Genomic DNA, 23,480 nt, shown 5'->3' with positions numbered 1-23,480 from the left:
CGTGCCGCATCCGCTGCCGCTCGCCGGCATCACGGTCGTGAGCCTGGAGCAGGCCGTCGCCGCGCCCTTCGCGACCCGCCAGCTCGCCGACCTCGGCGCCCGGGTGATCAAGGTGGAGCGTCCCGGCGGCGGCGACTTCGCGCGGCGCTACGACACCACCGTGCACGGCGAGGCCAGCTATTTCGTGTGGCTGAACCGCTCCAAGGAGTCGCTCACGCTGGATGTGAAGTCGGCGGCCGGGCAGGAGGTCCTGCGCGAACTCGTCGCGGGCGCCGACGTGTTCGTGCAGAATCTCGCGCCGGGCGCGGCCGGCCGCCTCGGCCTTGCGGCACCCGACCTCCAGGCCCGCCATCCGTCCCTGATCACCTGCACGGTCAGCGGCTACGGCACCAGCGGCTCCTGGGCGGACCGCAAGGCGTACGACCTGCTCGTGCAGTGCCAGACCGGGCTGCTCTCGCTCACGGGCACGCCCGACGAGGCCGTGCGGGTGGGGATATCGGTGGCCGACATAGCGGCGGGGATGTACGCCTACAGCGGCATCCTGTCGGCACTGTTCACGCGCGCGACGACGGGCCGGGCGCCCGCCGTGGAGGTGTCCCTGTTCGACGCGCTCGCCGAGTGGATGAGCCAGCCCGCGTACTACACGCGGTACGGCGGCACGCAGCCCGCGCGCGTCGGCGCCCGGCACGCGACGGTGGCGCCGTACGGCGTGTTCACCGCGGCCGACGGCAAGGAGGTGCTGCTCTCCGTGCAGAACGAAAGGGAGTGGGCGGCGCTCTGCGAGGACTTCCTGGGGCGGCCCGAGCTGGTGGCCGACCCGCGCTTCGCCGACGGTTCGGCGCGGGTGGCGCACCGCGAGGAGCTGGACGCGGCGATCCAGGCGCGGTTCGCGGACCTCGACGGCGCGGCGGCGACGGCGCTGCTCGACGCGGCGAACATCGCCAACGCGGGCGTGAACTCCGTCGCGGACTTCCTCGACCACCCGGCGCTCACGGAGCGCGGCCGCTGGCACGACGTCGGTCTGCCCGGCACGGCACCCGGCATCCAGGCCCTCGTCCCGCCCGCCGACCTGTCCGGGGTGAGCCCGCGCATGGACCCGGTGCCGGGCGTGGGCGAGCACACGGAGAGCATCCTGGCGGAGCTGGGCCGGAAGGCGGCCGACATCGAGCGGCTGCGGGCCGAGGGCGTCATCTCCTAGCGCCCGCAGGGGTGTTGGCGCCGGGCTCGGGCCGACGCCAGGACGCCGACCCCGGTCCACGCGTCCCGTCAGACGCCGAGCCCCTCGATCACCGTCGCGTTCGGCAGCCCCGCGAACACCTTGCCCGGCACGATCAGCTTGCCGCGCCGGCTGCCGCTGCCGACGAGGACGTGCGGCAGGTCCGCCACCGCGGCGTCGACCAGCAGCGGCCAGGTGTCGGGCAGGCCGATGGGGGTGATGCCGCCGTACTCCATGCCGGTCTCGCCGACGGCGGTGTCCATCGGCGCGAACGAGGCCTTGCGGGCGCCGAGTCGGCGGCGGACGACGCCGTTGACGTCGACGCGCGCCGCCGACAGGACCAGGCACGCGGCGAGCGTCGTCTCGCCCCCGCGCTTCCCGGCGACGATGACGCAGTTCGCGGACTGGGAGAACAGCTCGGGGCCGTAGTGCTCGACGAACGTGGCCGTGTCGGCCCACTGCGGGTCGGTGTCGACATGGACCAGCTCCTCTGCGGGCACGTCCCCGCTCCAGCCGCGGACGGCGGCGGCGACGGGGGCCACGAGGAGGTCGAGGGCTTCGGGGGCGGGGCGGACTACGTCGAAGTCACCGAGAGGAGCGCGCATGGCGGCACCGTAACGCAGGGCGCGGGCGCGCGGGCCGGGAGGGCGGCCGCCGGGCGGCTCAGTACGCCCCCGCGTGGGCCGGAGGCACCGACACCGCCATCGTCATCTCGACCGGCTCCGCACCCTTGTTGTGGTAGCCGTGCGCCACGTTGGCCTCGAACGACGCCGCCGATCCGGCCGCCACCAGGTGCTCGTCGCCGTCCACGACCAGGGTCAGCTCGCCGGACCTGACGTGCAGCAGCTCCATCGTCCCGGGCGGGTGCGCGTCGGAGTCGCTGCCCTCGCCCGGCGTCAGGTGCCACGTCCACAGCTCGAAGGGGCCCCGCGACTCGGTGCCGACCAGGAGCGTCGTGCTGCTGCCCGCCTCCGTGGACCACATCCGCACGGCCTGCTCGGGCGGGACGAGGCGCACGTGCGGCCCCTGTTCGTAGTCGAGCAGGGTGGTGATGCTGACGCCGAGCGCGTCCGCGAGCTTGACCGTGATGCCCACGGAGGGGTTCGTACGGGCCTGCTCGATCTGGATGATCATGCCGCGGCTGACGCCCGCGCGGGCCGCGAGCGCGTCGAGCGTGAAGTTCCGTTCGGTGCGCCAGCGCTTGAGGTTGCGCGCGAGCGACTGAGTCAGCTGGTCGAGGTCCGACACATTCCGTCCAATATTCTGGATGACAGAGTTCACTGTACTGAACTACGGTGTGGTGCACCTGATGGTTCCCGAAGGTTCATCACACTGTACTGCGAGGCATCCCATGACGGGACTGACAGCACTGTTCGCCCTGGCCACCAGCCTGCTCTGGGGCCTCGCCGACTTCGGCGGCGGACTGCTGACCCGACGGATCCCCGCACTCACGGTGGTGGTCGCCTCCCAGTGCGTCGCGGTCGTCGTCCTCGGCGTGGTCGTGGTCTCCACCGGCGCCTGGAGCGAGTGGGGCCCGCAGCTGTGGTTCGCGGTCGGCGCGGGCCTCGTCGGCCCGGTCGCGATGCTCGCCTTCTACAAGGCCCTCGCGCTCGGCCCCATGGGCGTCGTCTCACCGCTCGGCTCGCTCGGCGTGGCCGTACCGGTGGGCGTCGGACTGATGCTGGGCGAGCGTCCCGGCCTCCGGCAGTTCGCGGGCATCGCGGTGGCCGTCGTCGGCATCGTCCTCGCGGGCGGGCCCGAGCTGCGCGGCGCCCCGGTGCAGCGGCAGGCGGTGCTCCTGACCCTGCTCGCCGCCTTCGGCTTCGGCGCGGTCATGGCACTCATCGCGGAGGCGTCGAGCAGTGTCACCGGCCTGTTCCTGGCGCTGTTCGTGCAGCGTGTGACCAACGTGCTCGCGGGCGGCACGGCGCTGTACGTCTCCGTGCGGCGAGGCGGCGCGGCACTCCCCGAGGGTCAGGGCATGGGCGTGATCTGGTCCGCGCTGCCCGCGCTCGCCTTCGTCGGCCTCGCGGACGTCGCCGCCAACGGGACCTACGCCATGGCGGCCCAGCGCGGCCCCATCACCGTCGCCGCCGTGCTCGCCTCGCTCTACCCGATCGTGACGGCGCTCGCGGCGCGCGGCCTCCTCAAGGAACGGCTGCGCGGGGTGCAGGCCGCGGGGGCGGGCCTCGCGCTGGTGGGCACGGTGCTGCTGGCGACAGGCTGAGCCACAGCCGCGCGCCGCACGCCGGCCACGGCCCCGCGCCCCTTCAGTGCGCCACCGGGACCGCTCAGACGTTCCCCTCGGCCTCGGCAAGGCGCGCCGCCTCCAGGTCGGTCAACTCGCCAAGGGCGAGGAGCTGTTCCGGCGTGATGCCCTCCGGTATCGGCACCGGCGCGGGCGTACGCAGCGGCGGCTCCCAGCCCCGCTCGGCGCACCACGTCCGCACGACCCGGGCGGGCGCCCCGGCCACCACCGCGTGGTCGGGCACCTCGCCCCGCACCACCGCGCCGGCGGCCACCACCACATTGCGGCCGATCCGGGCGCCGGGCAGGATCACCGCGCCGGTGCCGACCCAGCAGCCGGGCCCGATCTCGACCGGCTCCATCCGCGGCCACTGCTTGCCGATCGGCGTGTGCGGGTCGTCGTACGAGTGGTTCGTCGAGGTCACGTACACATAGGGGCCGAAGTAGCAGTCCTCGCCGATGGTCACCGCCGTGTCCGCGATGACGTGGCTGCCGCGGCCGAGCACCACCCCGTCGCCGATGCGCAGGATCGGGTCCGGGCCGAGGTCGAGGTCGGGCATCAACCCGGCGGTCAGCGTGACCTGTTCGCCGACGATGCAGTGCGCGCCGAGCCGGATCCAGGGCGCCCCGAAGACCGTGCCCTGCGGGAACGCGAGGCGCGTGCCCTCGCCGATCGCGCCGAACCGCAGCCGTCCGGGCCGCCGCGCGGTGACGGCGCCGGTGCGCTGCACCCAGTCCCACCCGGCGTGGACGGCGCGCTGCGCCACGCCGCGCCGCCAGGCGGCCAGCGATGAGAACACGTTCTTGTTCCTGGGCACCCGCTCACGTTACTCAGCCGGGCGCGCGCCGAGCACGCCGACGACCTGTGATCTTCACCCCACGCGGCCGCGGGCACCCGGCCGTCCCGTACGGTTCGCTCAGGCGCGACACGGGGACGACGACGCGACGACGCTACGGCGCCGCGGGAAGAGGGAGCGAGCCGATGAGCCAGCAGGCACTCGTCATGGGCTTGGCCGGCAAGGAGCCGAAGGTCGACCAGGAGGCCTTCACCGCACCCACGTCGGTGGTGATCGGCGAGGTGACGCTGAGCGCGGGCGCGAGCACCTGGTACGGCGCGGTGCTGCGCGCCGACTGCGGGCCCATCGAGATCGGGGCCGACAGCAACATCCAGGACAACTGCACCCTGCACGTCGACCCTGGCTTCCCGATGTCCATCGGTGAGCGCGTCTCGGTCGGCCACAACGCGGTCCTGCACGGCTGCACCGTCGAGGACGACTGCCTCATCGGCATGGGTGCCACGGTCCTCAACGGCGCGGTGATCGGCGCCGGTTCCCTCGTCGCCGCGCAGGCGCTGGTGCCGCAGGGGATGCGGGTGCCGCCAGGATCGCTGGTCGCGGGCGTCCCCGCGAAGGTCAAGCGCGAGCTGACCGAGGAGGAACGCGCGGGCATCTCCCTCAACGGCACGCTGTACGTGGAGCTGGCCAAGGCCCACCGCGAGGCGAACGCGGCCCGGGAGGGCCAGGGCCCGTCCGAAGGCTGAGAGACCCCCGGCAGGCGTGTCGCCCGCCAGGTCCGGGGTGCGGACCTGGCGGGCGGTGGGCGCGTCAGCCTTCCTTCTTGACGCCTTCCTTCTTGACGCCGTCCTTCTTGACGCCTTCCTTCTTGACGCAGGTCAGGTCCTTGCCCGGCAGCTTGCCGCTGGCGAGGTAGGCGTTGACCTTCGTGTCCACGCAGTCGTCGCCGTAGAAGCCGTAGACCCCGTGCCGGTTGGCGCCCTTCAGGGTGATCAGCCTGGAGCTGGGCAGCAGGCCGCGCAGGGCCACGGTTCCCGCGTAGGTGGCACGCGGGTCACCGGTCGCGCCCACGAGCAGGGCCGGGGCGTCGCGCGTGACCTGGGTGGGTTCCTCGCGGGGGCGGTCCCAGAACGCACACGGGGTGATGTTGTTGGTCAGCGGTCCCATGACGGGGTGCGCGGCGCGGCTGCGCTGGATGTCGCGCCAGTAGCGCTCCGGGTCACGAGGGGCCGGCTTGTCGCCGCACAGGATCGCCGTCTGCACGCTGCCGTAGTGCGAGTCCTCGCCGGTGACGTAGGACCGCAGGGCCGCGGCGAACTCCGGTGAGAGCCGGGTCGGTTGCCCCTCGGCCGCCTTGACGAGGACGGTCACCTGCTCCGCGAAGACCGCCCTTGCCTCTTCGGTGTCGTCGGCGATGCCCATGACGAGCAGGGTCGGCACGGTGGTGTCGTCGAGCCGGAAGGTGTCGGGAGCGGTGCCGACGGTCAGCCCGCGCGCGGAGGCCCCGACGGTGCGGTCGACGGCGGCGAGCACCTGGGCGCGGGTGCGGCCGAGGCCGTATGTGTCGTGCCGCTTCGCCGCCCACGCCGCCCAGTCGGACAGTGCCCGGTCGTTCTCGGGCTCGGCGCCGCGCAGCAGCCGGGGGTTGTAGCGGCGTGGGTCGATCGCCCCGTCGAGGACGACGCGGTCGTGGCGGCCGGGGAACATCTGGGTGTAGACGGTGCCGAGGTAGGTGCCGTACGAGTAGCCCAGGTAGGAGATCTTCCGCTCGCCGAGCGCGCCACGGATGACGTCCATGTCGCGGGCGGTGTCGCGGGTGGTGACGAACGGCAGCACCGACTTGTTGGTGGCGCGGCACTTGGCGGCCAGGTCCTTGTGCAGGGCGACCTGCCGGTCGAAGCCCGCGCGGCCGGCCCCGGCGGAGAAGACGGCGCTGGAGACGGGCCACCCGCAGTCCAGCGGGGTGCTGCGGCCGACGAAGCGCGGGTCGACGCCGATGATGTCGTAGCGCGCGGCGACGTCCTTCATCGCCTTGTGGATGTCCGGGGCGTCACCGAGCGAAGTGCCGCCGGGACCGCCGCCGTTGAGGAGCAGCGGGCCGACGCGGTGGTGGGTGTCGGTGGCCTTGATCCGCGATATGGCGACGGTGACGGTGCGGCCGCCGGGGTCGGAGTAGTCGAGGGGCACGGTGACGTCCGCGCACCGGGCGCCCGCCTTCTCCAGGGCGTGGCCCGTCTCGTCGCCCGGGCCGAGGACGCAGGAGCGCCAGTCGAGGCGCTGGTCGTGAAAGCGGTCGAGACCGGCGGCGGGAGCGGTTGTGCCCGCGCCGCGTTCGGCCGCGCGGGTCGTGGCCGCCGAGGCCAGGGTGGGGGTGGCCGCCGAGGCAAGGGCGGGCGCGGCGGTGAAGCAGGCGGCGAGGGCGAGGCCCACCGAGGTGCGGCGCACGGCGGCGCTGGTGCTTGTCACGGGTTCTCCTTGAGGCGCGGGGTGCGGTCGGGCGGACACAGGGCGCTGTCGACGACGGCCCGGAAGTCCTCTTCGGCGTGGTCGGTGGCGGGCACCTGGTTGAGGGCGAGGGCGACGGCGCGGCCACCGGGGCCGATCGCGCCGAGGGCGCGGTGCCCGCCGGGGACCGTGCCGGCGTGTCCCCACCAGCGCCCGCCGCACGCCAGCGGCGAGGAGATCAGGCCGAGGCCGTACCGGGCGCCGGGCCAGAGCCGGTCCGGGTCGGCGGGGACGGTGCGCTTCATCTCGGCGAGCCAGCGCGCGGGCAGCAGCTTCCCGCCGAACAGCGCGCCGAAGAAGCGGTTCACGTCGGCGGGCGTCGAGACCAGGGCACCGCCCGCGCCGCCGAAGGTCATGTTCCACTCGGTGCCGTCGACGCGGGAGGACGCCTTGCCCTGGGCCGGGGACGGCCGTGTGCCGTCGGGCCGGAGGAAGGCCCCGCCGTCCCGCCCGTCCTCCGGGCCGGGGAAGTAACTCCGCGAGTGCGCGCCCCGGATGCGCGTGCCGTCGCCCGGCCAGTAGGTGTCCCGCAGGCCGAGCTTCCGAATGACGCGACGGTCCACCTCCGCCTCGACGCGGTGCCCGGTGACCTTCTCGACGATGAGCCCGGCGACGACGGTGTTGGTCGTCGCGTAGTGCCACCTCTTGGCCGGGCGCGGCATCGTCAAGGCGGCGGCGATCTGCTCGTGGGGCTCGAAGTGGCGGAAGCGCCACTCCGCCACGGGCCGCTCGGCGAGGGCTTCGACGTAGTCGGGCAGTCCGCTGGTGTGCTGGAGGAGCTGACGCACGGTGATCTTGCGACCGTCGTGGCCGTTGCCCCGGATCAGGCCCGGCAGATAGCGCTCGACGGGCGCGTCGAGGCCGATCCGGCCCTCCGCGGCGAGCTGTACGACGACGGTGACGGTGAACGTCTTGCTGACGCTGCCGATCCGCAGCCGGTCCCTCGCGTCCATCGGGCGACCGCTGTCCAGGTCGGCGACGCCCCGTGCGACGGACCAGCGCCCGCAGCGCCGGTCGACCACTTCGGCGGCGACGCCGGGGATGCCGTGGCGGTCGACGAAGGGGCCGAGGGAGCCCTTGACCGCTCCGCGCGCCGTGTCACAGTCGGGCGGCGGGGCGGGGGTCCGGGCGGGAGCCGGGGTGGGAGTCGGGGCCGCCGGGCGGGACCCCGCGCCGGGGCGGGCCGCCGCGCCGGCCACGGGGACGAGCAGCGTCAACGCCGCCGTCACCACGGCCGCCGCGGTCGCCCGCCCGGCTCGACGGCGCCCGGGTAAGGCCCGTACGGACGTTCTTTGCTCCGGGTGCGCTACAGAGGACGTTCTTTTCTCGGTGTGCTCTACACAAGTCATGCCGACCGACGCTAGGGACCCGGTGCCCCGCGCTCACTGGAGCCTGCCCCCGGAAGCACACGGGGGCAGACCCCCCGGATCCGGGAGGAGCGCAGGTCGCGCCCCGCGGAAGGGGACGTGGACGGACCCGAACGGCCAGGGGCGTGCGGAAGCACGGGCGGGAGCGACGGCAAGCGGAACGCAGGGCGCACCTGCGCGTACCCGCTCGCGCGCGACGCACGAGCGGGTACGAAAGGGGTGTGCGGGGCCGGTCCGTGGTGGCCCGGCGCGGCTCAGCTGCCGGTGGCGCCCTGGGCGGCCGCGAGCGCCGTCTCGCCCTCGGTGGCGGCGCCCGCGGCCCCGCCGTCCGTCCCGGTGGCCGCGTCGGCCCCCGCCTGCGCGGGCACTTCGGCGTCGGACAGCGCCGCGTGCTCCTCCGCCGCCTTCTTCGCCCGCCGCTTCACGAGCAGCATCGAGCCGATGCCGATGAGGACGGCGATGCCCAGGCCGACGTACGAGAAGCGCTTGAGCCAGTCCTCCGCGACCACGCCGATGTAGTAGATGACAGCCGTGGTGCCGCCCGCCCACACGATGCCGCCGAGAACGTTGGCGATGGCGAACTTCCAGTACGGCATCCGCAGCACACCGGCGAGCGGCCCGGCGAAGATCCGCAGGAGGGCCACGAAGCGGCCGAAGAAGACCGCCCACATGCCCCACTTCTGGAACGACCGCTCGGCGCTGCCGACGTTCGCCTCGCTGAAGTGCTTGGGGAACTTCCGCCCCAGCCAGGCGAGGAGCGGTCGGCCGCCCTTGCGTCCGATCGCGTAGCCGATGGAGTCGCCGATCACCGCGCCCGCGACGGCGCAGGCGCCGAGGATCACCGGGTTCACGTCGCCGTGCTGGGACGAGAGCAGCGCGGCGGAGACGAGGACGATCTCGCCGGGCAGCGGGATGCCCAGTGACTCCAGGCCGATCACGAGGCCCACGAGCAGGTAGACGCTGACGGCCGGTACGTTCTCCAGCCACTCCTGGACGTGCAACCCGGTTCCTTCCGCTGTGCTGGTGAATCCCCCGGCGTGCGTGTCCTTGTCGATCACGCACGACGGGGAAGCCTACCTGCTCAGCGGGGTGCGGCCGGGTCCCACAGAGCGCAGTGGTGGGCCCGGTGCACCCCCTTGTCGATGGTGGTGCCGCCCGCTGATCCGGTGCGCAGCGAGAGGGTGGCGCCGGGGTGAGTGCGCTGGTCGGGAGCGGGCGGGGCGCCGTCCGCGCGGGGCACTCCGGAGTGGATGAAGGAGCCCCAGTACGCGGTCATCTGCCGGGCGAGGGCGCGCTGTTCGGCGTTCAGGGGCGAGCGCAGGCCGAAGTGTTGGAACAGATATTGCACTTCGTTTACGTGCGTCGCACCGAAGGCGAAGTCCGTGCCGCGGTCGCGCAGGCTGGCGAAGGGCGGCGAGGTACGGTCCGCGAACTCGTAGGCGTAGACGGGGCCGCGCCCGGCAAGGGAGCGGTCGAGCCGCAGGGCCGGGCAGGCGAACAGCTGGTCGCCGATGGTCGCGGCGAAGGCGTGCGAGGGCGTGGAGTACCGCGCGAGCGGGTAGCGGCGCATAACCCGTTCCGCGAGCGCGGGCCCGTACGTCTCGTCGAGGACGGCCGGGTAGCGCTCGGCGGCCAGCGGTCTGCCCTGCCCGTCGAACTGCGCGAACGCGAACAGCGTGCCCTCGTCGGTGTTGGCGCCGTTCAGGACCGGCACCTTCGCCGCGCTGCCCCGCTCGAAGGCCGCCGCGGGCTGTACGGGCAGGAAGCGCCCGCCGACGACCGGCCCCCAGTCGAACCCCGCCTGCACCGCGAGCAGGTCCTTCGCGGGCTTGCGCCGCAGACACACGAGGGCGGCCGCCGGGTCCGGGCAGCCCGCCTTCCGCGCGAACGCGGCGCCGTCCCCGGCCGCCTGCCGCCGCGTGCGGCCCGCGCAGTCGTCGTACGCGCCGCTCTGGACGACGGCCGCGCGGAACAGGCCGCGGCCGGTCGGCGAGGCGAGGTGGGTGCAGACCGAGCGGCCGCCCGCGGACTCGCCCGCGACGGTCACGCGGCGCGGGTCGCCGCCGAACCGCCCGATGTTGGTACGCACCCAGCGCAGCGCGGCCTGCTGGTCGAGCAGTCCGTAGTTGCCGGACACCCCGTCGGACGCCTCGCCGTCGAGCGCGGGCGAGCCGAGGAAACCCAGGGCGCCCAGGCGGTAGTTGACGGTGACGACGACGGTGCCGGTGGCGCGGGCGAAGCGCTCCGGCACGACGTCCTCGCCCGCGCCCGCGGTGAGCCCGCCGCCGTGCAGCCAGACGAGGACGGGCCGCCGCACGTCCACCGGGGTCCGCGCGCCCGCGGCGCCCCGGTCCCCCGCGGGCGCGTACACGTTGAGGGCGAGGCAGTCCTCCGTGTGGCTGGGCTTCTCGTACCCCGGGTCCCAACTCGCCGTCTGCACACAGCGGTTGCCGAACCCCGTGGCCGCGCGCACCCCGTGCCAGGGGACGACCGGGCGCGGCTCCCGCCAGCGCAGCGCGCCGACGGGCTGTCGCGCGTACGGAATCCCCAGGAACCGCCGCCCCTCTTCCGTGACCCGCCCGCGCACCCGGCCCGCGTCGGTCCGCACCACGGCGGGACCACCCTCGGCCCTGTCCCCGGACCCGGCCCGCACGGCAGCCCCCGCCGCCCCCGACCGCCCGGGCCACGCTGCCGATTCCACCTGCCCGGCCCGCACGCCCGGGTCCGCCTGCCCCGCCCGCGCCGCCTCCGGCGCGAGCCCCACCGCCCCGGCCACGATCAGCACCCCGACGGCCACCACGAAACGCCCCGCACGCCGACCACCGCTCACACCCGCACCGCCTTCACGTCGATGACGCCGGAAAGGACCAACTCCTGGGCGGAGACGCCCACATGCACCGCACGCCGTCCGGTACCGAGCACCCAGCCGCCGCGCCGCCCGTCCCACAGCGACAGCGTCCGCGCCGCGATCCGCAGGGTCACCCGCCGCTCCTCCCCCGCCCGCAGCGCGATCCGCCGGTAGCCGCCGAGCACCCGCACCGCCTGGTCGAGCCGCACGTCCGGCGAGGCCCCCACGTACGCCTGGGCCACCGTGATCCCGTCCCGCGGCCCGGTGTTGCGTACCGTGAAGCTCACCTCGATCCCTCCGCCCGCCGCCGGGAGCACCGTGAGTCCGGCGTAGGAGAAGGTCGTGTACGACAGTCCGTGGCCGAAGGGGAACAGCGGCCGCACGCCGTGCGCGTCGTACCAGCGGTGGCCGACGTGGACGCCCTCCGTGTACTCCTCGGTGCCGTCGACGCCCGGGTAGCGGCGCGGGTCGCCCGCCGTCGGATGGCGGTCGTCGTCGACGGGGAAGGTCTGCGTGAGCCGGCCGCCGGGGTCGCAGTCGCCGAACAGGACGGCGGCGGTGGCGGCCGCGCCCTCCTGGCCCGGGTAGTACATCTGGAGGACGGCCGCGGTGCGCTCCAGCCAGGGCATCGAGGTGGCCGACGAGGTGTTGAGGACGACGGTCGTACGGGGGTTGGCGGCCGTCACCGCCTCGATCAGGGCCTCCTGGTGGCCGGGCAGGGCGAGGGTCGCCCGGTCCTGGCCCTCGGTGGCGTCCTCGTACGCGAAGAGCACGACGCTGTGCGCGTCCCGCGCGGCGCGCACCGCGTCGGCGACGTCACGGGCGCGGCTCGCCCCGGTGACGCGGCGGATCCGGAACGTCTGCCCGTTCCTGCCGCCGTGCGCGGAGATCTCCAGACGGTGTCGGCCCCGCCCGAGCGGCAGCGTCCTGCGGCGCACAGAGAGTCCGTCGGGGGCGGTCGCGACGAGCCCGCCCGTGAAGTACTCGCCGAAGCCAGGCGCGGGCGGGAAAAGCTCCACCCCGTCGAGCCGCACCGTCGGCCGGGCACCGGAGCAGTGGATGACGAACGTCCACTCGTCGTCCTCGTCACCCTCGTCACCCTCGTCGATGGTCAGCGTCCCCTCGTACGCCCAGCACTCGCCCGGACCGACCCACTGCCCCTCCGGGTCGAAGCCGCCGGGAGCGAGCGCGCCCGTCGGCATCGCGGAGCCGAACAGGTCCTCGCCGACGGCGTAACGGACCCGCGCGCCGCGCCCCGCACGGGACGCGAGGGCGTCCAGAGGGCTCAGGGCCCGGTCCGGGACGACGTGCGCGCTCCCGCCGCCGCTCACGAACGGCACCGCGCCGGTCGGTCCGATCACGGCGAGGGAGCGGGCGGCGGGGCCGGTCAGGGGCAGCGCCCCGTGCTCGTTGCGCAGCAGCGTCGCACCCGCCTTCGCGACCTCCAGCGCGAGGGCCGCACCGGCCGCGGCGTCGCGGCGCGGGCGCGGCGGCGCGCTCCCGTCGAGCAGACCGAACCGGTCGAGCACCCCGAGCAGCCGCCGCACGGACCGGTCCACCCACGCCTCGGGCACGCTCCCGTCCGCGACCGCCCGCCGCAGGGCCGCGCCGAAGTACCGGCCGTCCGGCATCTCCATGTCCAGGCCCGCGCCGATCGCGGCGACCGTGGAGTGCCCCGCGAACCAGTCGGTCATCACCCACCCGCCGAACCCCCACCGCCCGCGCAGCACCTCGCCGAGCAACTCCGCGCTCTCACAGGCGAAGACGCCGTCGACCTTGTTGTACGCCCCCATGACCGCGCCCACCCCGGCGGCGACAGCGGCCTCGAACCCACGCAGCTCCGTCTCGTGCGCGGTCCGCTCGTCGACCCGCACGTCGACGGACATGCGGTCCCGCTCCTGGTTGTTCATCGCGAAGTGCTTGACCGTCGCGACGAGCCCCTCCTCCTGGATGCCGACGATCTCGTGCGCGACCAGGTCGGCGGCGAGCAGCGGATCCTCGCCGAACGTCTCGAAGTTCCGCCCCGCGTACGGGGTGCGGACGAGGTTGACCATCGGCGAGAGCAGCACGTCCTGGCCGAGCGCCCGCCCCTCACGGCCGAGCACCCGCCCGTAGCGGCGCGCCAGTTCGGGGTCGAAGGCGGCCGCGAGGAGGATCGGCGCGGGCAGCGCGGTGGCGGGCGCGTCGACCCGCACCCCGGCGGGCCCGTCCGCGAGCCGGAGCGCGGGGATGCCGAGCCGGGGCACCCCGGGGACGTGGCCCGCCTGCCCGAGCCGTTCCGGGTCGGGGGCGCCGTGCAGCAGGGAGACCTTCTCGTCGAGGGTGAGCGCGCGGACCAGGTACTCCACGCGGGACACGGTGTCGGACACGGGCGCCGCCTCTGCCGTCTGACGCACCGTCGGATTCCATCGGCGCGGCGCACAAGCTACGGCCGGTGTTGACTCGTGTCAATCATCTCGGCGACGACCGTGGGCAACCCGTCCGTAAACCGCCTACCCCCTCTGCTTCGCCGGGAAGAGCCGGAGCTTCGCGGTGTCCCCGGTGATGGCGAGTACGGCGATCGACAGCTCGTTGACGGTGGAGGGCCCACCCTGTTCGGGACGCTGGCCGAGCAGGCTGGAAGTGAATCCGCTCGCGTCGACCGAGGTGAGGTCCACCCCTTCGGGACCGACGGCGCTCACCGTGAACGGTCCGGCCCGAAGGCTGTCGACGCCTGGAATCTCGGCACCTCTCCGCACCACGACCGTGCAGCTTCCGTCCGCGCACGCCCGCAGTTCGGCCCGCGTCGACGGCTTCATCGGCTTCTTCGGCTGCACCGCGGTCGGTGACGGCGACGGCGACTTGGCGGGCTTCGTGGGGGTCGGCGAGGCGGGTGACGATTGCGCGGAACGCGCGGGCGAGGACGGCGCGGACGCCCCCTCGTCGTCGCCCGAGTCGGAGCCGCAGCCGGTGACGGCGGCGGCCAGGGTCAGGAAGGCGCCCACGGCCGCCACCGCGCCACGCGCCGCGGACAGCCCGGCCGTGCGGCGGCGGATCGATGTTTCCGATGTGGTCATGGGACCGTTCTATGCGCGGGCGCCCGGGAGGGGTCCCGCACACGCGGGGTTCAGGAACCCGCGAGGCTCAAACCCGCCGGGTTCAGGGCCCCTTCATCGCCCCGTACCGGCGCACTCGTCGCTGTCGCCCCCGCTGCGGCACCCCACCTGCCCCTGCCAGGTGGACGCGGGCGCGGGCCGCTCGCGCTCCCGCGTCCGGTCCGGGTACGCGGGGCCGCACAGCACGGCGGCGGCGATCAGCACCGCCATGAACCCCTGACTCCACGCGGTCGCCGCGGCCCGCCTCCGGAAGGCGAAGGCAGCGGCCAGGACGGCGAAGAGCCCGACCGCCCCGGCGGCGACGAGATAGCCGCCGAGGGAGTCGGGCTCGACGTCGGCGCCGCCCGCGGGGACGAAGGAGACCCCCGACAGGAGCCACGCCCCGAACACCACGACGAGGACGGCCCCTTCGAGCAGGAAGAGGCCGACGGCGGCCGTGATGTCGGCGCGTCCGTCGGCACCGGTGTCGTTGGAGGCGTCGAAGGCGGGCGGCGCGCTCGGCAGGCTCATGCCGCCCATGCTCGACGCCGGACCCCGTCCGCACATGAGTACGGGTACTCAGTCACTCGGCGGGACGGCCACCGAGCCGTCCGTCCTGGCTACTTCGGGTCGTTGGGGCGCAGCGTCCACACGACGGTCATCTCGCCCGTCACGGCGCCGTCCTCACGCGTGATGGCGATGGCGACCGGGAACTCCGGGCGCTGACCCGCGTCCAGCTCGGCGACCACGTCGGCGACCGGGCGGCCGAGCGTCGCGGTGGCCGTGACCTTCCCCATCGCCAGCTTCTTGTACGCGATGTCGGCGCGCACCGCGAGCGGCACGGCACGCGAGAGGTGCGCACCGAAGGCGGCGAGCACGATGGCGCCGCTCGCGGACTCGCCCAGCGTGAACATGGCTCCGGCGTGCGGCCCGCCCACGTGGTTGTGGTACTCGCTCTGGTCCGGCAGCACGACCACGGCACGCTCGGGCGTGGTCTCGCCGAACTCGAGGTTCAGGGTCTTGGCCATCGGCACGGTGGCGGCGAGCATCTCGCCGATCGACATCTGGTCTGCGCTCATGCCAGGGATGTTACCCACGAGTAGCACTCCTTGGCCAGGGCTTCACGGGCCGGAGACCCCGCCCGCCCGACACCCCTCCCCGTACCGGACCGCCGTCCGCCGCCGCGCCCAATCCCCCCGCATCCGGGGCACTCTCGGCATCGGCGAGGGCACGCGCGGCCACCGCCACCCCGCACCCGTATCGTGATCCGCCATGAGCTCGCAGGACCAGAATCCTTACCAGCAGCCCGGGTACCAGCAGCCGAACCCCTATCAGCAGCCGGGATATCAGCAGCCCCAGCAGCCTGGTCACCCGCAGCCCGGCGCCTACCAGCAGCCCCCCGCGGGGCCGCAGGGGCCCTGGGCCGGCGCCCCGACCCACCCGGGCGCGCCGCAGCCGCCGGGCGGGAGCGGTGGCGGCGGTGGCGGGAACAGGACCAAGGTCATCGCGATCGTCGCCGCGGCCGCCGTGGTCGTGGCCGCGGGCGTCACCGGCTTCCTCATACTCGGCGACGACGACAAGTCCGACAAGGCCAAGTCCGACTCCTCGGAGCAGGCGTCCGACAAGCCGTCCTCGCCGTCGGACGGCGACGACAGCGACCGGGGCACGGACGACGGCGGGCCGAAGGCGACCGTTCCGGGCTGGAACGTCGTCGTGAACCCCAAGTGGGGCACCGCCTTCGACGTACCGCCCGACTGGCAGGTGGAGGGGCCGGGCCGGGCCATCAACATGGAGGACCACAAGACCGGCGAGCCGGTGGCGACGATGGGCTCGCCCGCCGTCCTCAAGCCCAAGTGGTGCACCTCCGACGAGGACAAGGACGGCCGGTCCGAGGACACCGAGCTGGCCGCCGCGGGCACCAAGGGCGGGCGCGGCGGCAAGAACACCGACGAGGTCGCGATCAACACCGTCGGCTGGTGGATCTACGGCGCCTACACGCAGCCGGACAAGAAGACCATGACGTACGACGAGAAGGCGAAGCCCTACACCACCAAGTCCGGGATCAAGGGCAGCATCGCGTGGGGCAAGTCGACGAACACCCCGCAGCGCGGCAAGTGCGCCTCGGACGGCAAGGCGATCACGTTCGGCTTCAAGAACTCCGAGGGTGAGTTCGTGTCCTGGAGCCTGTACGGCGCCCGGGGCGTCAAGGAGGAGATCCCGGACTCGACGATCATGAAGATCCTCGCCACGGTGCGGCTGCACGGCAAGCCGACGGGCTGACGGATCGCGGACGCGGTCGGCTGACGAGCCGACCACGCGGACAGCGGGCGGGGCCGAGGACGCGGCCGCCGGGGGCGCGGCGACGCGATCTCACGCCCATCAGTACTACTTCTTCACCACTTCGTCACCGCTTCGTCCGCCCCCGGCTCCGGTGCCGGTCCGGCAGCCGACCGGGCGTGGCACCCGGGGCCCCGGCCCATCTATGGTTACTGGCCATGTGGCCAGAACAGCAGCCGCCCGGGGGCGAGCAGAACCCGCAGGACCAGGGTCAGAACCCGTACCAGCAGCCCGGGTACCAGCAGCCCAATCCGTATCAGCAGCCCGGATACCAGCAACAGCCCGGGCCCCAGCAGCCCAATCCCTACCAGCAGCCGCCCGCCGGGCAGCCCCCCGTGGGCCAGCCCACGCAGCCCGGGCAGCCGCAGTGGGGCGCGCCGACGTTCCCGATGGGGACGCCCCAGGCGGGCGGGCCCGACCCGAGCGGCGGCGGGAGCGGCGGCGGCAACAAGACGAAGGTCACGGCCATCGTCGCGGCGGCCGCCGTGGTCGTGGCCGCGGGCGTCACCGGCTTCCTGGTCCTCGGCGGTGACGGCGACGACGACAAGGCGGACAAGGCGGCCCCCAAGCCGTCCAAGTCGGTCACCAAGAAGCCGAGCCCCACGGCGTCGGACGACGACAACCCGCGTGGCACGGACGGCGACCCCAAGCCGACCATCCCCGGCTGGCAGGTCGTGGTGAACCCCAAGTGGGGCACCGCCTTCGACGTGCCGGCGGACTGGACGATCAAGTCGCCGGACACCTTCATCGGTTTCGAGGACCGCAAGAAGGGCGACGGCAGCGCGCTGATCATCATGTCCGCGCCCGCGATCTACAAAGAGAAGTGGTGCTCGTCCGACGACGACAAGGACGGGCAGAAGGACGACACCTCGCTCGCGGTCGTCGGCACCAAGGGCCAGAACGGCGCCAAGAACACCAAGGACGTCTCCCGCAACGACTCGGCGTGGTGGGTCTTCGGCGGCTACACCAACCAGAAGAAGTCCGACAAGAAGAAGATCAAGATCGGCAAGGTCGAGTCGTACACCACGAAGTCCGGCATCACGGGCAGCGTGACGACGTCCACCACGGTCGGTGCCGAGAAGTCGGACAAGTGCGACTCCGACGGCAAGGCGACGACCTTCGCGTTCAAGAACGCGGCGGGCGACTACGTGGCGTGGTCCATGTACGGCGCCAAGGGCGTGAAGGAGGAGGTCTCCGACGCCCAGGTGAAGAAGATCCTCTCCACGGTGCGGCTGCAGGGCGACCCCGAGGAAACCTCCTGAGTCCTGAACTGACGCTCCGGCCGCCGTCACGGCGGCCGGAGAATCGGTTTGTCATGGCGGTGGTCCGCCGGGGATAGTCCCGTGGTGACCTCACCCACCGCCTCCCGCCGCCCCTCCTGGGCCGGTCGCAACTACACGCTCCTCACCGCCGCCGCGATCATCACGAATCTCGGCGGCCACGGTGCGCTCATCGCGGCGGCGTTCGCCGTCCTCGACGCCGGGGGCGACGGCGGTGACGTGGGTCTGGTCGCCGCGGCCCGCACGCTGCCGCTCGTGCTCTTCCTGCTCATCGGCGGCGCGGTGGCCGACCGGCTGCCGCGGCACCATGTCATGGTCGCCGCCAACACCCTCAACTGCGTCTCCCAGGCCGCGTTCGCCGCCGTCGTGCTCGCCGGTGACCCGCAGCTGTGGCAGATGATGCTGCTCACCGCGCTCGGCGGCACCGGCCAGGCCTTCTTCGGGCCCGCGTCCGAGGGCATGCTCCTGTCCTCCGTCACCGGCGAGCAGGCCGGGCGGGCCTTCGCCCTGTACCGGATGGCGATGCAGGGCGCGGGCCTCGGCGGCGCGGCGCTCGGCGGCCTCATGGTCGCGGTGATCGGGCCCGGCTGGGTGCTCGCCGTGGACGCGGTGGCGTTCGCCGCGGCGGGGGCGCTGCGCGCGTTCCTCGACGTCGGCCACATCCCGCGGCGCGCCCCCGGCGGCGGTCTCCTCGCCGATCTGCGGGACGGCTGGCGGGAGGTCGTCGGGCGGCCCTGGCTGTGGTCGATCGTGGCGCAGTTCTCCGTGGTGGTGGCGGTGGTCGGCGCGGCCGAGTCCGTGTTCGGGCCGCTGGTGGCCGAGGACGAACTCGGCGGCGCGGGGCCCTGGGGGCTCGCGCTCGGGGCGTTCGGCGCGGGCACGGTCGGCGGGGCGCTCCTGATGATGCGCTGGAAGCCGCGACGGCTGCTGTTCGCCGGTACGTTGTGCGTCTTCCCGCTGGCCGCCCCGTCCGCCGCGCTCGCGGTGCCGCTGCCGGTGGCCGGGCTCGCGGCGGTGATGTTCGTGAGCGGTGTCGCCATCGAGGTGTTCGGCGTCTCGTGGATGACGGCCATGCACCAGGAGATCCCGGAGGAGAAGCTGTCGCGCGTCTCGGCGTACGACTGGTTCGGCTCCGTGGCGATGGTGCCCCTCGCTACGGCCCTCGCAGGCCCCGCCGAGCAGGCCTTCGGCCGGTCCGCCTCGCTGTGGGGGTGCGCGGCGCTGGTGGTCGTGGTGACGGCGGCGGTGCTGCTCGTCCCGGACGTACGGAATCTGACGCGGCGTACGCAGGCGGTGGTGGCCGCGGAGGGGCCGGGGGCCGGGGAGGGGCTGATGGCCGGGTCGGCGCCCGTGGACGCCGTGGCGTCGGAGAAGCCCTCCGCCTGAGCCGATGCGGCGGCCAGGGCCGCGCCGGGCGGTCGGGCGGGGCCGGGCGGCCGGGCGGGGCCGGGCCTGACGCTCCCCCGCCGTTCCGCCCCGCTCCCCTGCCGCCCCGCTCAGCCGACGCTGAACGCCCCGTCCGGCGGCTGCGGCGAGGCCTCGGCGTCCGCGTCCCGTACGACCCGCGCGTTCCCGATGAACCTCCGCAGCGCCTCCCCGTGCACGACCCGTGCGGGGAACGCGTCCGCGGCGGTGCGCCGGACGAGGGCGTCCACGTCGACCGGTGCGTGGGAGGCGAGGAGCACGGCGTTGCCGAAGCGGCGCCCGCGCAGCACGGCGGGCTCGGCGATCAGCGTCAGCTCGTCGAAGACCGTGGCGAAGGTGGCCAGTTGGGAGCGGAGGAAGGCGAAGGGCGCGCCGTCGGCGAGGTTCGCGGCGTAGCAGCCGTCCGCGCGCAGCACGCGGCGCACGGCACGGGCGTACGCGTCCGACGTGAGGTGCGCGGGCACCCGGGAGCCGCCGAAGGCGTCGCCGACGAGCACGTCGGCGCTGGCCGCGGGCGCGGCCTCCACCCAGGCGCGGGCGTCCGCGCCGTGCACGGCGATCCCGGAGCCGGCGGGCAGCGGCAGTTCCGCCACGACGAGTTCGAGCAGCCCCCGGTCCGCGTCGACCACGTCCTGCCGGGACCCCGGCCGGGTCGCGGCGACGTAGCGCGGCAGAGTGAGCGCGCCCCCGCCGAGGTGCACGACGTCGAGCGGGCGGCCCGGCGCGGCAAGGGTGTCGAGGACGTGTCCGAGCCTGCGGGCGTACTCGAACTCCAGGTACGTGGGCTCGTCCAGGTCGACATAGGACTGCGGGGCCCCGTCGACGGTCAGGAGCCAGGCCCGCGCCCGGTCCACGTCGGGGAGCAGCTTCGCGGTGCCGTGGTCGACGGCACGGGTGACGGGGAGCGGGTCGGCGTCGGGGGGTGTGGGGCGCGGCGCGTCGGCGAACGTAGCCGCGGCGGGCGACGTCTCGGCAGGGGCTCGGGGAGTCGCCGCAACGGGCGCGGCCGGTATCGCCCCGACGGGCGCTTCGGGTATCGCCTCGGGGCCGGATCGCTCGGCAGGCTCGTTCACCGCTCCATTGTGCCCGTGTCCGTCCCTCTTTCCATGCCTCCGGCAGGGGTTGGGCCCGCTCCCTGACCGGAAGCGGACCCGACCCCGCACGGACGCGACGCACGCCGTCCGACGGCACGGCGTCAGCCGACCTCCGTCACCGTGCCCGCCCCCACGGTCCGCCCGCCCTCGCGGATCGCGAAGCCGAGCCCCGGCTCCAGGGGGATCTCGCGGCCCAGCTCGACGGTCATGGTGACCGTGTCGCCGGGCCGGGCGACGGCCGCGGCGCCGAGGTCGATGTCGCCGACCACGTCCGCGGTGCGGATGTAGAACTGCGGGCGGTACCCCGTGGACACCGGGGTGCTGCGGCCGCCCTCGCGGGTGGACAGGACGTACACCTGCGCGGTGAAGCGGCGGCTCGGACTGAGGCTGCCGGGGGCCGCGACCACATGGCCGCGGCGGACCCCGTCGCGTGGCATGCCGCGCAGGAGCACCGCGACGTTGTCGCCGGCCTGCGCGGAGTCCATCGGCTTGCCGAAGGTCTCCAGGCCGGTGACGACCGTCTCGGTGTCGCCGTCGGCGCCGAGCACCTGCACCCGGTCGCCGACGCGCACGGTGCCGCGCTCGACGGCGCCGGTGACGACGGTGCCCCGGCCGGTGATCGTGAGGACGTTCTCGACCGGGAGCAGGAAGGGCGCGTCGACGTACCGCTCCGGCATCGGGACGTAGGTGTCCACCGCGTCGAGCAGCGCCTCGATCGACGCCGTCCACCGCGGGTCCCCCGACAGGGCCCCGAGGCCGGAGACCCGGACCACGGGCACGGCGTCCCCGCCGTACCCGTGCGCGGACAGCAGCTCACGGACCTCCAGCTCGACCAGGTCGGTCAGCTCCGGGTCGCCCGCGTCCGCCTTGTTCAGGGCCACGACGATGTGGTCGACGCCGACCTGCCGGGCGAGGAGCACGTGCTCGGCGGTCTGCGGCATGATGCCGTCGAGCGCGGACACGACGAGGATCGCGCCGTCGAGCTGGGCGGCGCCCGTGACCATGTTCTTCACGTAGTCGGCGTGGCCGGGCATGTCGACGTGGGCGTAGTGCCGGGTGTCGGTCTCGTACTCGACGTGCGCGATGTTGATGGTGATGCCGCGCTGCGCCTCCTCCGGCGCCCGGTCGATGCGGTCGAAGGGCACGAACGTGCCGGTGCCCCGCTCGCTGAGGACCTTGGTGATGGCGGCGGTCAGGGTGGTCTTGCCGTGGTCGACGTGGCCCATCGTGCCGATGTTGAGGTGGGGCTTGGTGCGGACGTATGCCGTCTTGGACATGGTGGTTCCTTCTCCGGAACTCGAAAGGTGTGGTCCGCGGCACGGACGGCCTGCGGACGGGGACCCCCGGGGGCCTGGCCGACCCTCCCCCTGCGGGGTCCGCCGGAATGTCCGGGGAGGGTCAGCTTCGGGCGCCGTCGGAAGGAAGTGCGGCGAGTACGGCCGGCGGTGCGGTGGCCGCGAGCGGAGGGACGGCAGCCTCGACCGCGTCCGCGACTGCGGACGTGTGCGGGAAGGAGGCGTGCCGGAACATGTGGACGATCATTGCCGACGCCCTGGTCGGCGTCGAATCATTTTCCGTGACACACCGGCCACACAGGGAAGTTGCGGCGCTTCAGCCCCCGATGTTCTTCAGCGCCTCACGCACGGACAGGGGCGCGAGGGCCTCGCGGTGGCGCGCGACGAAGTCCCGTACGGCGTCGGGGTCGGTCTTCGCGTACTCACGCAGGCACCAGCCGATGGCCTTGCGGATGAAGAAGTCCGGGTGGCCCGCCCGGCGTTCGCAGTACGCGAAGAGGCGGGCGGTGTCCGTGGCGTCCTTGTGGCGCAGCTGGTGGAGGAGCGCGGTCCTGGCCGCCCACAGGTCCTCGTCCTCGATCCAGGCGTCCATGTCGGCCCTCAGCGCCGGGTCGGCGGCGACGAGGCCGCCCACCACGTGCGCGGCGAGCGCGTCGACGGTGTCCCACCAGGGGCGGGTCGTCACCAGATGCCGGGCGACGGGCAGGAAGCCGGACGAGCACCGCCGCACGTGCCGCCGCAGGTAGTCGACGGCGAAGTACTGGTACTCGCGCTCGGGCAGCTCCCAGCAGCACAGCGCGATCGCGGCACAGTCCGCCTCGTCGGGGCGCGGGGTCCCGGCGAGTACGTCGCGGTGCAGGGCGCGGCGCACGGGCGAGGAGAGGCCGAGGAACGGCGCGATGTCCTTCATGTACGCCCGCATCTCCGCGGCCCGGACCGGATCGGCCGCCTCCGCGTACCGTGCGACGAGCCGTTCCACGACGGTGTCGGCCAGGGAACTCGGCGGCACTGTGACGCTCATGAGACGCACCATACGGCGATCAGACACATGAGCCGGTTAGTCTCTCCGGATGCTCGACACCGCCGCCGCCCCGACGCCGGGCCTCGCCGTGCGCTGCACCCGGGTGCTCCTGTCACCGTGGTCGCGGCTGTCCCTGCTCGTCCTGATGCTGGCCGCGGCAGGCACGGGCGTGCTGCTCTTCGAGCCGCAGCGGCTGCTCTCGGAGGGCTGGCCGCCGCAGCTGAACGGCGCCGCCGCGGTGTGCGCGTTCGCGCTGGCGTACGGCATGTGCACGGTCGCGTTCGTGCCGCGGCCGCTGCTCAATCTGGCGGCGGGCGCGCTGTTCGGCTCGCAGGCCGGGATTCCCGCGGCGATCGCCGGGACGGTCCTCGGGGCCGGGGTGGCCTTCGGGCTCGGCCGGGTCCTCGGGCAGGACGCGCTGCGGCCGCTGCTCCGGGGCCGCTGGCTCAAGGCGGCCGACGGCCAGCTGAGCAAGCACGGGTTCCGCTCGATGCTGGCGGTGCGGCTCTTCCCCGGCGTGCCGTTCGTCGCCGCCAACTACTGCGCCGCCGTGTCCCGCATGGGCTGGCTGCCGTTCCTGCTCGCGACCGCGCTTGGCTCCGTCCCGAACACGGCGGCGTACGTCATAGCGGGCGCCCGCGCGTCGACGCCGACGTCGCCCGCGTTCCTGATCGCGATGGGGTTCATCGCGGTGACGGGCCTCGGGGGCGCGGTGGTGGCGTGGTGCAAGCGGCATCGGCTGCGGGGCGGACACTGAGACGTCGCGGGGCCTCGCCGGACGCCCCCAGGAGCCCCGAGCGGCGGCCCTCGCACGAGCACTTCATCTTGTGCCGCTACGCTGCCCCCCGTCGAGGCACGTGATCGTCCCTCCCGGCCCTCGCGCGACCCCGCGCACACCCGCATCACGCCTCGCCGCTCCTGGTCCCCCGCCCACGCTTCTGACCGCCACCGCACGGGTCAGCACCCGATCAGTTACT

General features: G+C 73.9%; 21 protein-coding genes. 7 read left to right on the top strand and 14 right to left on the bottom strand.

Annotation, left to right across the window (positions count from 1 at the left end):
* Window position 1 precedes the first annotated feature (1 nt).
* A complete protein-coding gene (locus tag AB6L24_RS13940) occupies window positions 2-1,198 on the top strand; it encodes a CaiB/BaiF CoA transferase family protein (protein WP_405655414.1) in 1,197 nt (398 codons plus the stop codon).
* A gap of 68 nt (window positions 1,199-1,266) precedes the next feature.
* Here AB6L24_RS13940 and AB6L24_RS13935 read toward each other — a convergent pair whose 3' ends face one another.
* Together AB6L24_RS13935 and AB6L24_RS13930 are read right to left on the bottom strand one after the other, a co-directional pair.
* Window positions 1,267-1,821: a YbaK/EbsC family protein gene (locus AB6L24_RS13935; RefSeq protein ID WP_405655412.1), complete on the bottom strand. Its 555-nt coding sequence runs from the start codon at window positions 1,819-1,821 to the stop codon at window positions 1,267-1,269.
* Between the two features lie 58 nt (window positions 1,822-1,879).
* On the bottom strand, window positions 1,880-2,464 hold the full coding sequence (locus AB6L24_RS13930; protein WP_030358650.1) for an XRE family transcriptional regulator: 585 nt from the start codon (window positions 2,462-2,464) through the stop codon (window positions 1,880-1,882).
* Between the two features lie 112 nt (window positions 2,465-2,576).
* Here AB6L24_RS13930 and AB6L24_RS13925 point away from each other — a divergent pair, with 112 nt between their 5' ends.
* The gene (locus tag AB6L24_RS13925) at window positions 2,577-3,443 is read left to right on the top strand and encodes an EamA family transporter (protein ID WP_405657157.1); all 867 of its coding nucleotides are present in this window, start codon (window positions 2,577-2,579) and stop codon (window positions 3,441-3,443) included.
* A gap of 64 nt (window positions 3,444-3,507) precedes the next feature.
* On the opposite strand, the gene AB6L24_RS13920 is transcribed toward AB6L24_RS13925, so the two are convergent.
* Window positions 3,508-4,281 (bottom strand): acyltransferase, encoded by a 774-nt coding sequence (locus tag AB6L24_RS13920; protein WP_405655410.1) that lies wholly within the window; start codon window positions 4,279-4,281, stop codon window positions 3,508-3,510.
* Between the two features lie 164 nt (window positions 4,282-4,445).
* On the opposite strand from AB6L24_RS13920, the gene AB6L24_RS13915 reads away from it, so the two are divergent.
* The gene (locus tag AB6L24_RS13915) at window positions 4,446-5,003 is read left to right on the top strand and encodes a gamma carbonic anhydrase family protein (protein ID WP_405655408.1); all 558 of its coding nucleotides are present in this window, start codon (window positions 4,446-4,448) and stop codon (window positions 5,001-5,003) included.
* A gap of 64 nt (window positions 5,004-5,067) precedes the next feature.
* Here AB6L24_RS13915 and AB6L24_RS13910 read toward each other — a convergent pair whose 3' ends face one another.
* The 8 genes from AB6L24_RS13910 to AB6L24_RS13875 all read right to left on the bottom strand — a co-directional run bounded on the left by AB6L24_RS13910 (window position 5,068) and on the right by AB6L24_RS13875 (window position 15,130).
* Complete coding sequence (locus tag AB6L24_RS13910) at window positions 5,068-6,723, bottom strand: alpha/beta fold hydrolase (protein WP_405655407.1); 1,656 nt, start codon at window positions 6,721-6,723, stop codon at window positions 5,068-5,070.
* Window positions 6,720-7,991: a serine hydrolase domain-containing protein gene (locus AB6L24_RS13905; protein ID WP_405655406.1), complete on the bottom strand. Its 1,272-nt coding sequence runs from the start codon at window positions 7,989-7,991 to the stop codon at window positions 6,720-6,722. The genes AB6L24_RS13910 and AB6L24_RS13905 overlap by 4 nt, the downstream gene beginning before the upstream one ends.
* A gap of 392 nt (window positions 7,992-8,383) precedes the next feature.
* Entirely contained in the window at window positions 8,384-9,130 is a 747-nt protein-coding gene (locus AB6L24_RS13900) for a DedA family protein (RefSeq protein WP_405657155.1), read from the bottom strand.
* An 80-nt stretch (window positions 9,131-9,210) separates the two neighbouring features.
* The gene (locus tag AB6L24_RS13895) at window positions 9,211-10,959 is read right to left on the bottom strand and encodes a carboxylesterase/lipase family protein (RefSeq protein WP_405655404.1); all 1,749 of its coding nucleotides are present in this window, start codon (window positions 10,957-10,959) and stop codon (window positions 9,211-9,213) included.
* Window positions 10,956-13,373, bottom strand: a complete 2,418-nt coding sequence (locus tag AB6L24_RS13890; protein WP_405655403.1) for a beta-glucosidase — start codon at window positions 13,371-13,373, stop codon at window positions 10,956-10,958. Before AB6L24_RS13890 ends, AB6L24_RS13895 begins: the two co-directional genes overlap by 4 nt.
* 96 nt (window positions 13,374-13,469) lie before the next feature.
* The gene (locus tag AB6L24_RS13885) at window positions 13,470-14,033 is read right to left on the bottom strand and encodes a hypothetical protein (protein ID WP_405655402.1); all 564 of its coding nucleotides are present in this window, start codon (window positions 14,031-14,033) and stop codon (window positions 13,470-13,472) included.
* A 93-nt stretch (window positions 14,034-14,126) separates the two neighbouring features.
* Entirely contained in the window at window positions 14,127-14,582 is a 456-nt protein-coding gene (locus tag AB6L24_RS13880) for a DUF6234 family protein (protein ID WP_405655401.1), read from the bottom strand.
* An 89-nt stretch (window positions 14,583-14,671) separates the two neighbouring features.
* Complete coding sequence (locus tag AB6L24_RS13875; RefSeq protein ID WP_380858197.1) at window positions 14,672-15,130, bottom strand: DUF4442 domain-containing protein; 459 nt, start codon at window positions 15,128-15,130, stop codon at window positions 14,672-14,674.
* Window positions 15,131-15,323: 193 nt separating this feature from the next.
* On the opposite strand from AB6L24_RS13875, the gene AB6L24_RS13870 reads away from it, so the two are divergent.
* The 3 genes from AB6L24_RS13870 to AB6L24_RS13860 all read left to right on the top strand — a co-directional run bounded on the left by AB6L24_RS13870 (window position 15,324) and on the right by AB6L24_RS13860 (window position 19,054).
* Complete coding sequence (locus AB6L24_RS13870) at window positions 15,324-16,331, top strand: hypothetical protein (protein ID WP_405655399.1); 1,008 nt, start codon at window positions 15,324-15,326, stop codon at window positions 16,329-16,331.
* A gap of 215 nt (window positions 16,332-16,546) precedes the next feature.
* Window positions 16,547-17,650 (top strand): hypothetical protein, encoded by a 1,104-nt coding sequence (locus tag AB6L24_RS13865; RefSeq protein WP_405655398.1) that lies wholly within the window; start codon window positions 16,547-16,549, stop codon window positions 17,648-17,650.
* A gap of 84 nt (window positions 17,651-17,734) precedes the next feature.
* Window positions 17,735-19,054 carry an MFS transporter gene (locus tag AB6L24_RS13860; RefSeq protein ID WP_405655397.1) on the top strand — a complete coding sequence of 440 codons (1,320 nt, stop codon included), beginning with the start codon at window positions 17,735-17,737 and terminating at the stop codon, window positions 19,052-19,054.
* A gap of 110 nt (window positions 19,055-19,164) precedes the next feature.
* Here the strand turns inward: AB6L24_RS13860 and AB6L24_RS13855 are convergent, their stop codons facing one another.
* The 3 genes from AB6L24_RS13855 to AB6L24_RS13845 all read right to left on the bottom strand — a co-directional run bounded on the left by AB6L24_RS13855 (window position 19,165) and on the right by AB6L24_RS13845 (window position 22,503).
* The gene (locus AB6L24_RS13855) at window positions 19,165-19,959 is read right to left on the bottom strand and encodes a spermidine synthase (RefSeq protein WP_405657154.1); all 795 of its coding nucleotides are present in this window, start codon (window positions 19,957-19,959) and stop codon (window positions 19,165-19,167) included.
* 329 nt (window positions 19,960-20,288) lie between these two features.
* Window positions 20,289-21,464, bottom strand: a complete 1,176-nt coding sequence (gene tuf / locus AB6L24_RS13850; protein WP_405655396.1) for an elongation factor Tu — start codon at window positions 21,462-21,464, stop codon at window positions 20,289-20,291.
* 334 nt (window positions 21,465-21,798) lie between these two features.
* A complete protein-coding gene (locus tag AB6L24_RS13845; protein WP_405655394.1) occupies window positions 21,799-22,503 on the bottom strand; it encodes a DNA alkylation repair protein in 705 nt (234 codons plus the stop codon).
* Window positions 22,504-22,552: 49 nt separating this feature from the next.
* Between AB6L24_RS13845 and AB6L24_RS13840 the strand changes: the two genes are divergently transcribed.
* Window positions 22,553-23,260, top strand: a complete 708-nt coding sequence (locus tag AB6L24_RS13840) for a TVP38/TMEM64 family protein (protein ID WP_405655393.1) — start codon at window positions 22,553-22,555, stop codon at window positions 23,258-23,260.
* Window positions 23,261-23,480 lie beyond the last annotated feature (220 nt).

This window comes from Streptomyces sp. RK9 (genome assembly GCF_045070545.1).
GTDB lineage: Bacteria > Actinomycetota > Actinomycetes > Streptomycetales > Streptomycetaceae > Streptomyces > Streptomyces alboflavus.
This window is presented reverse-complemented; position numbering and strand designations above follow the sequence as displayed.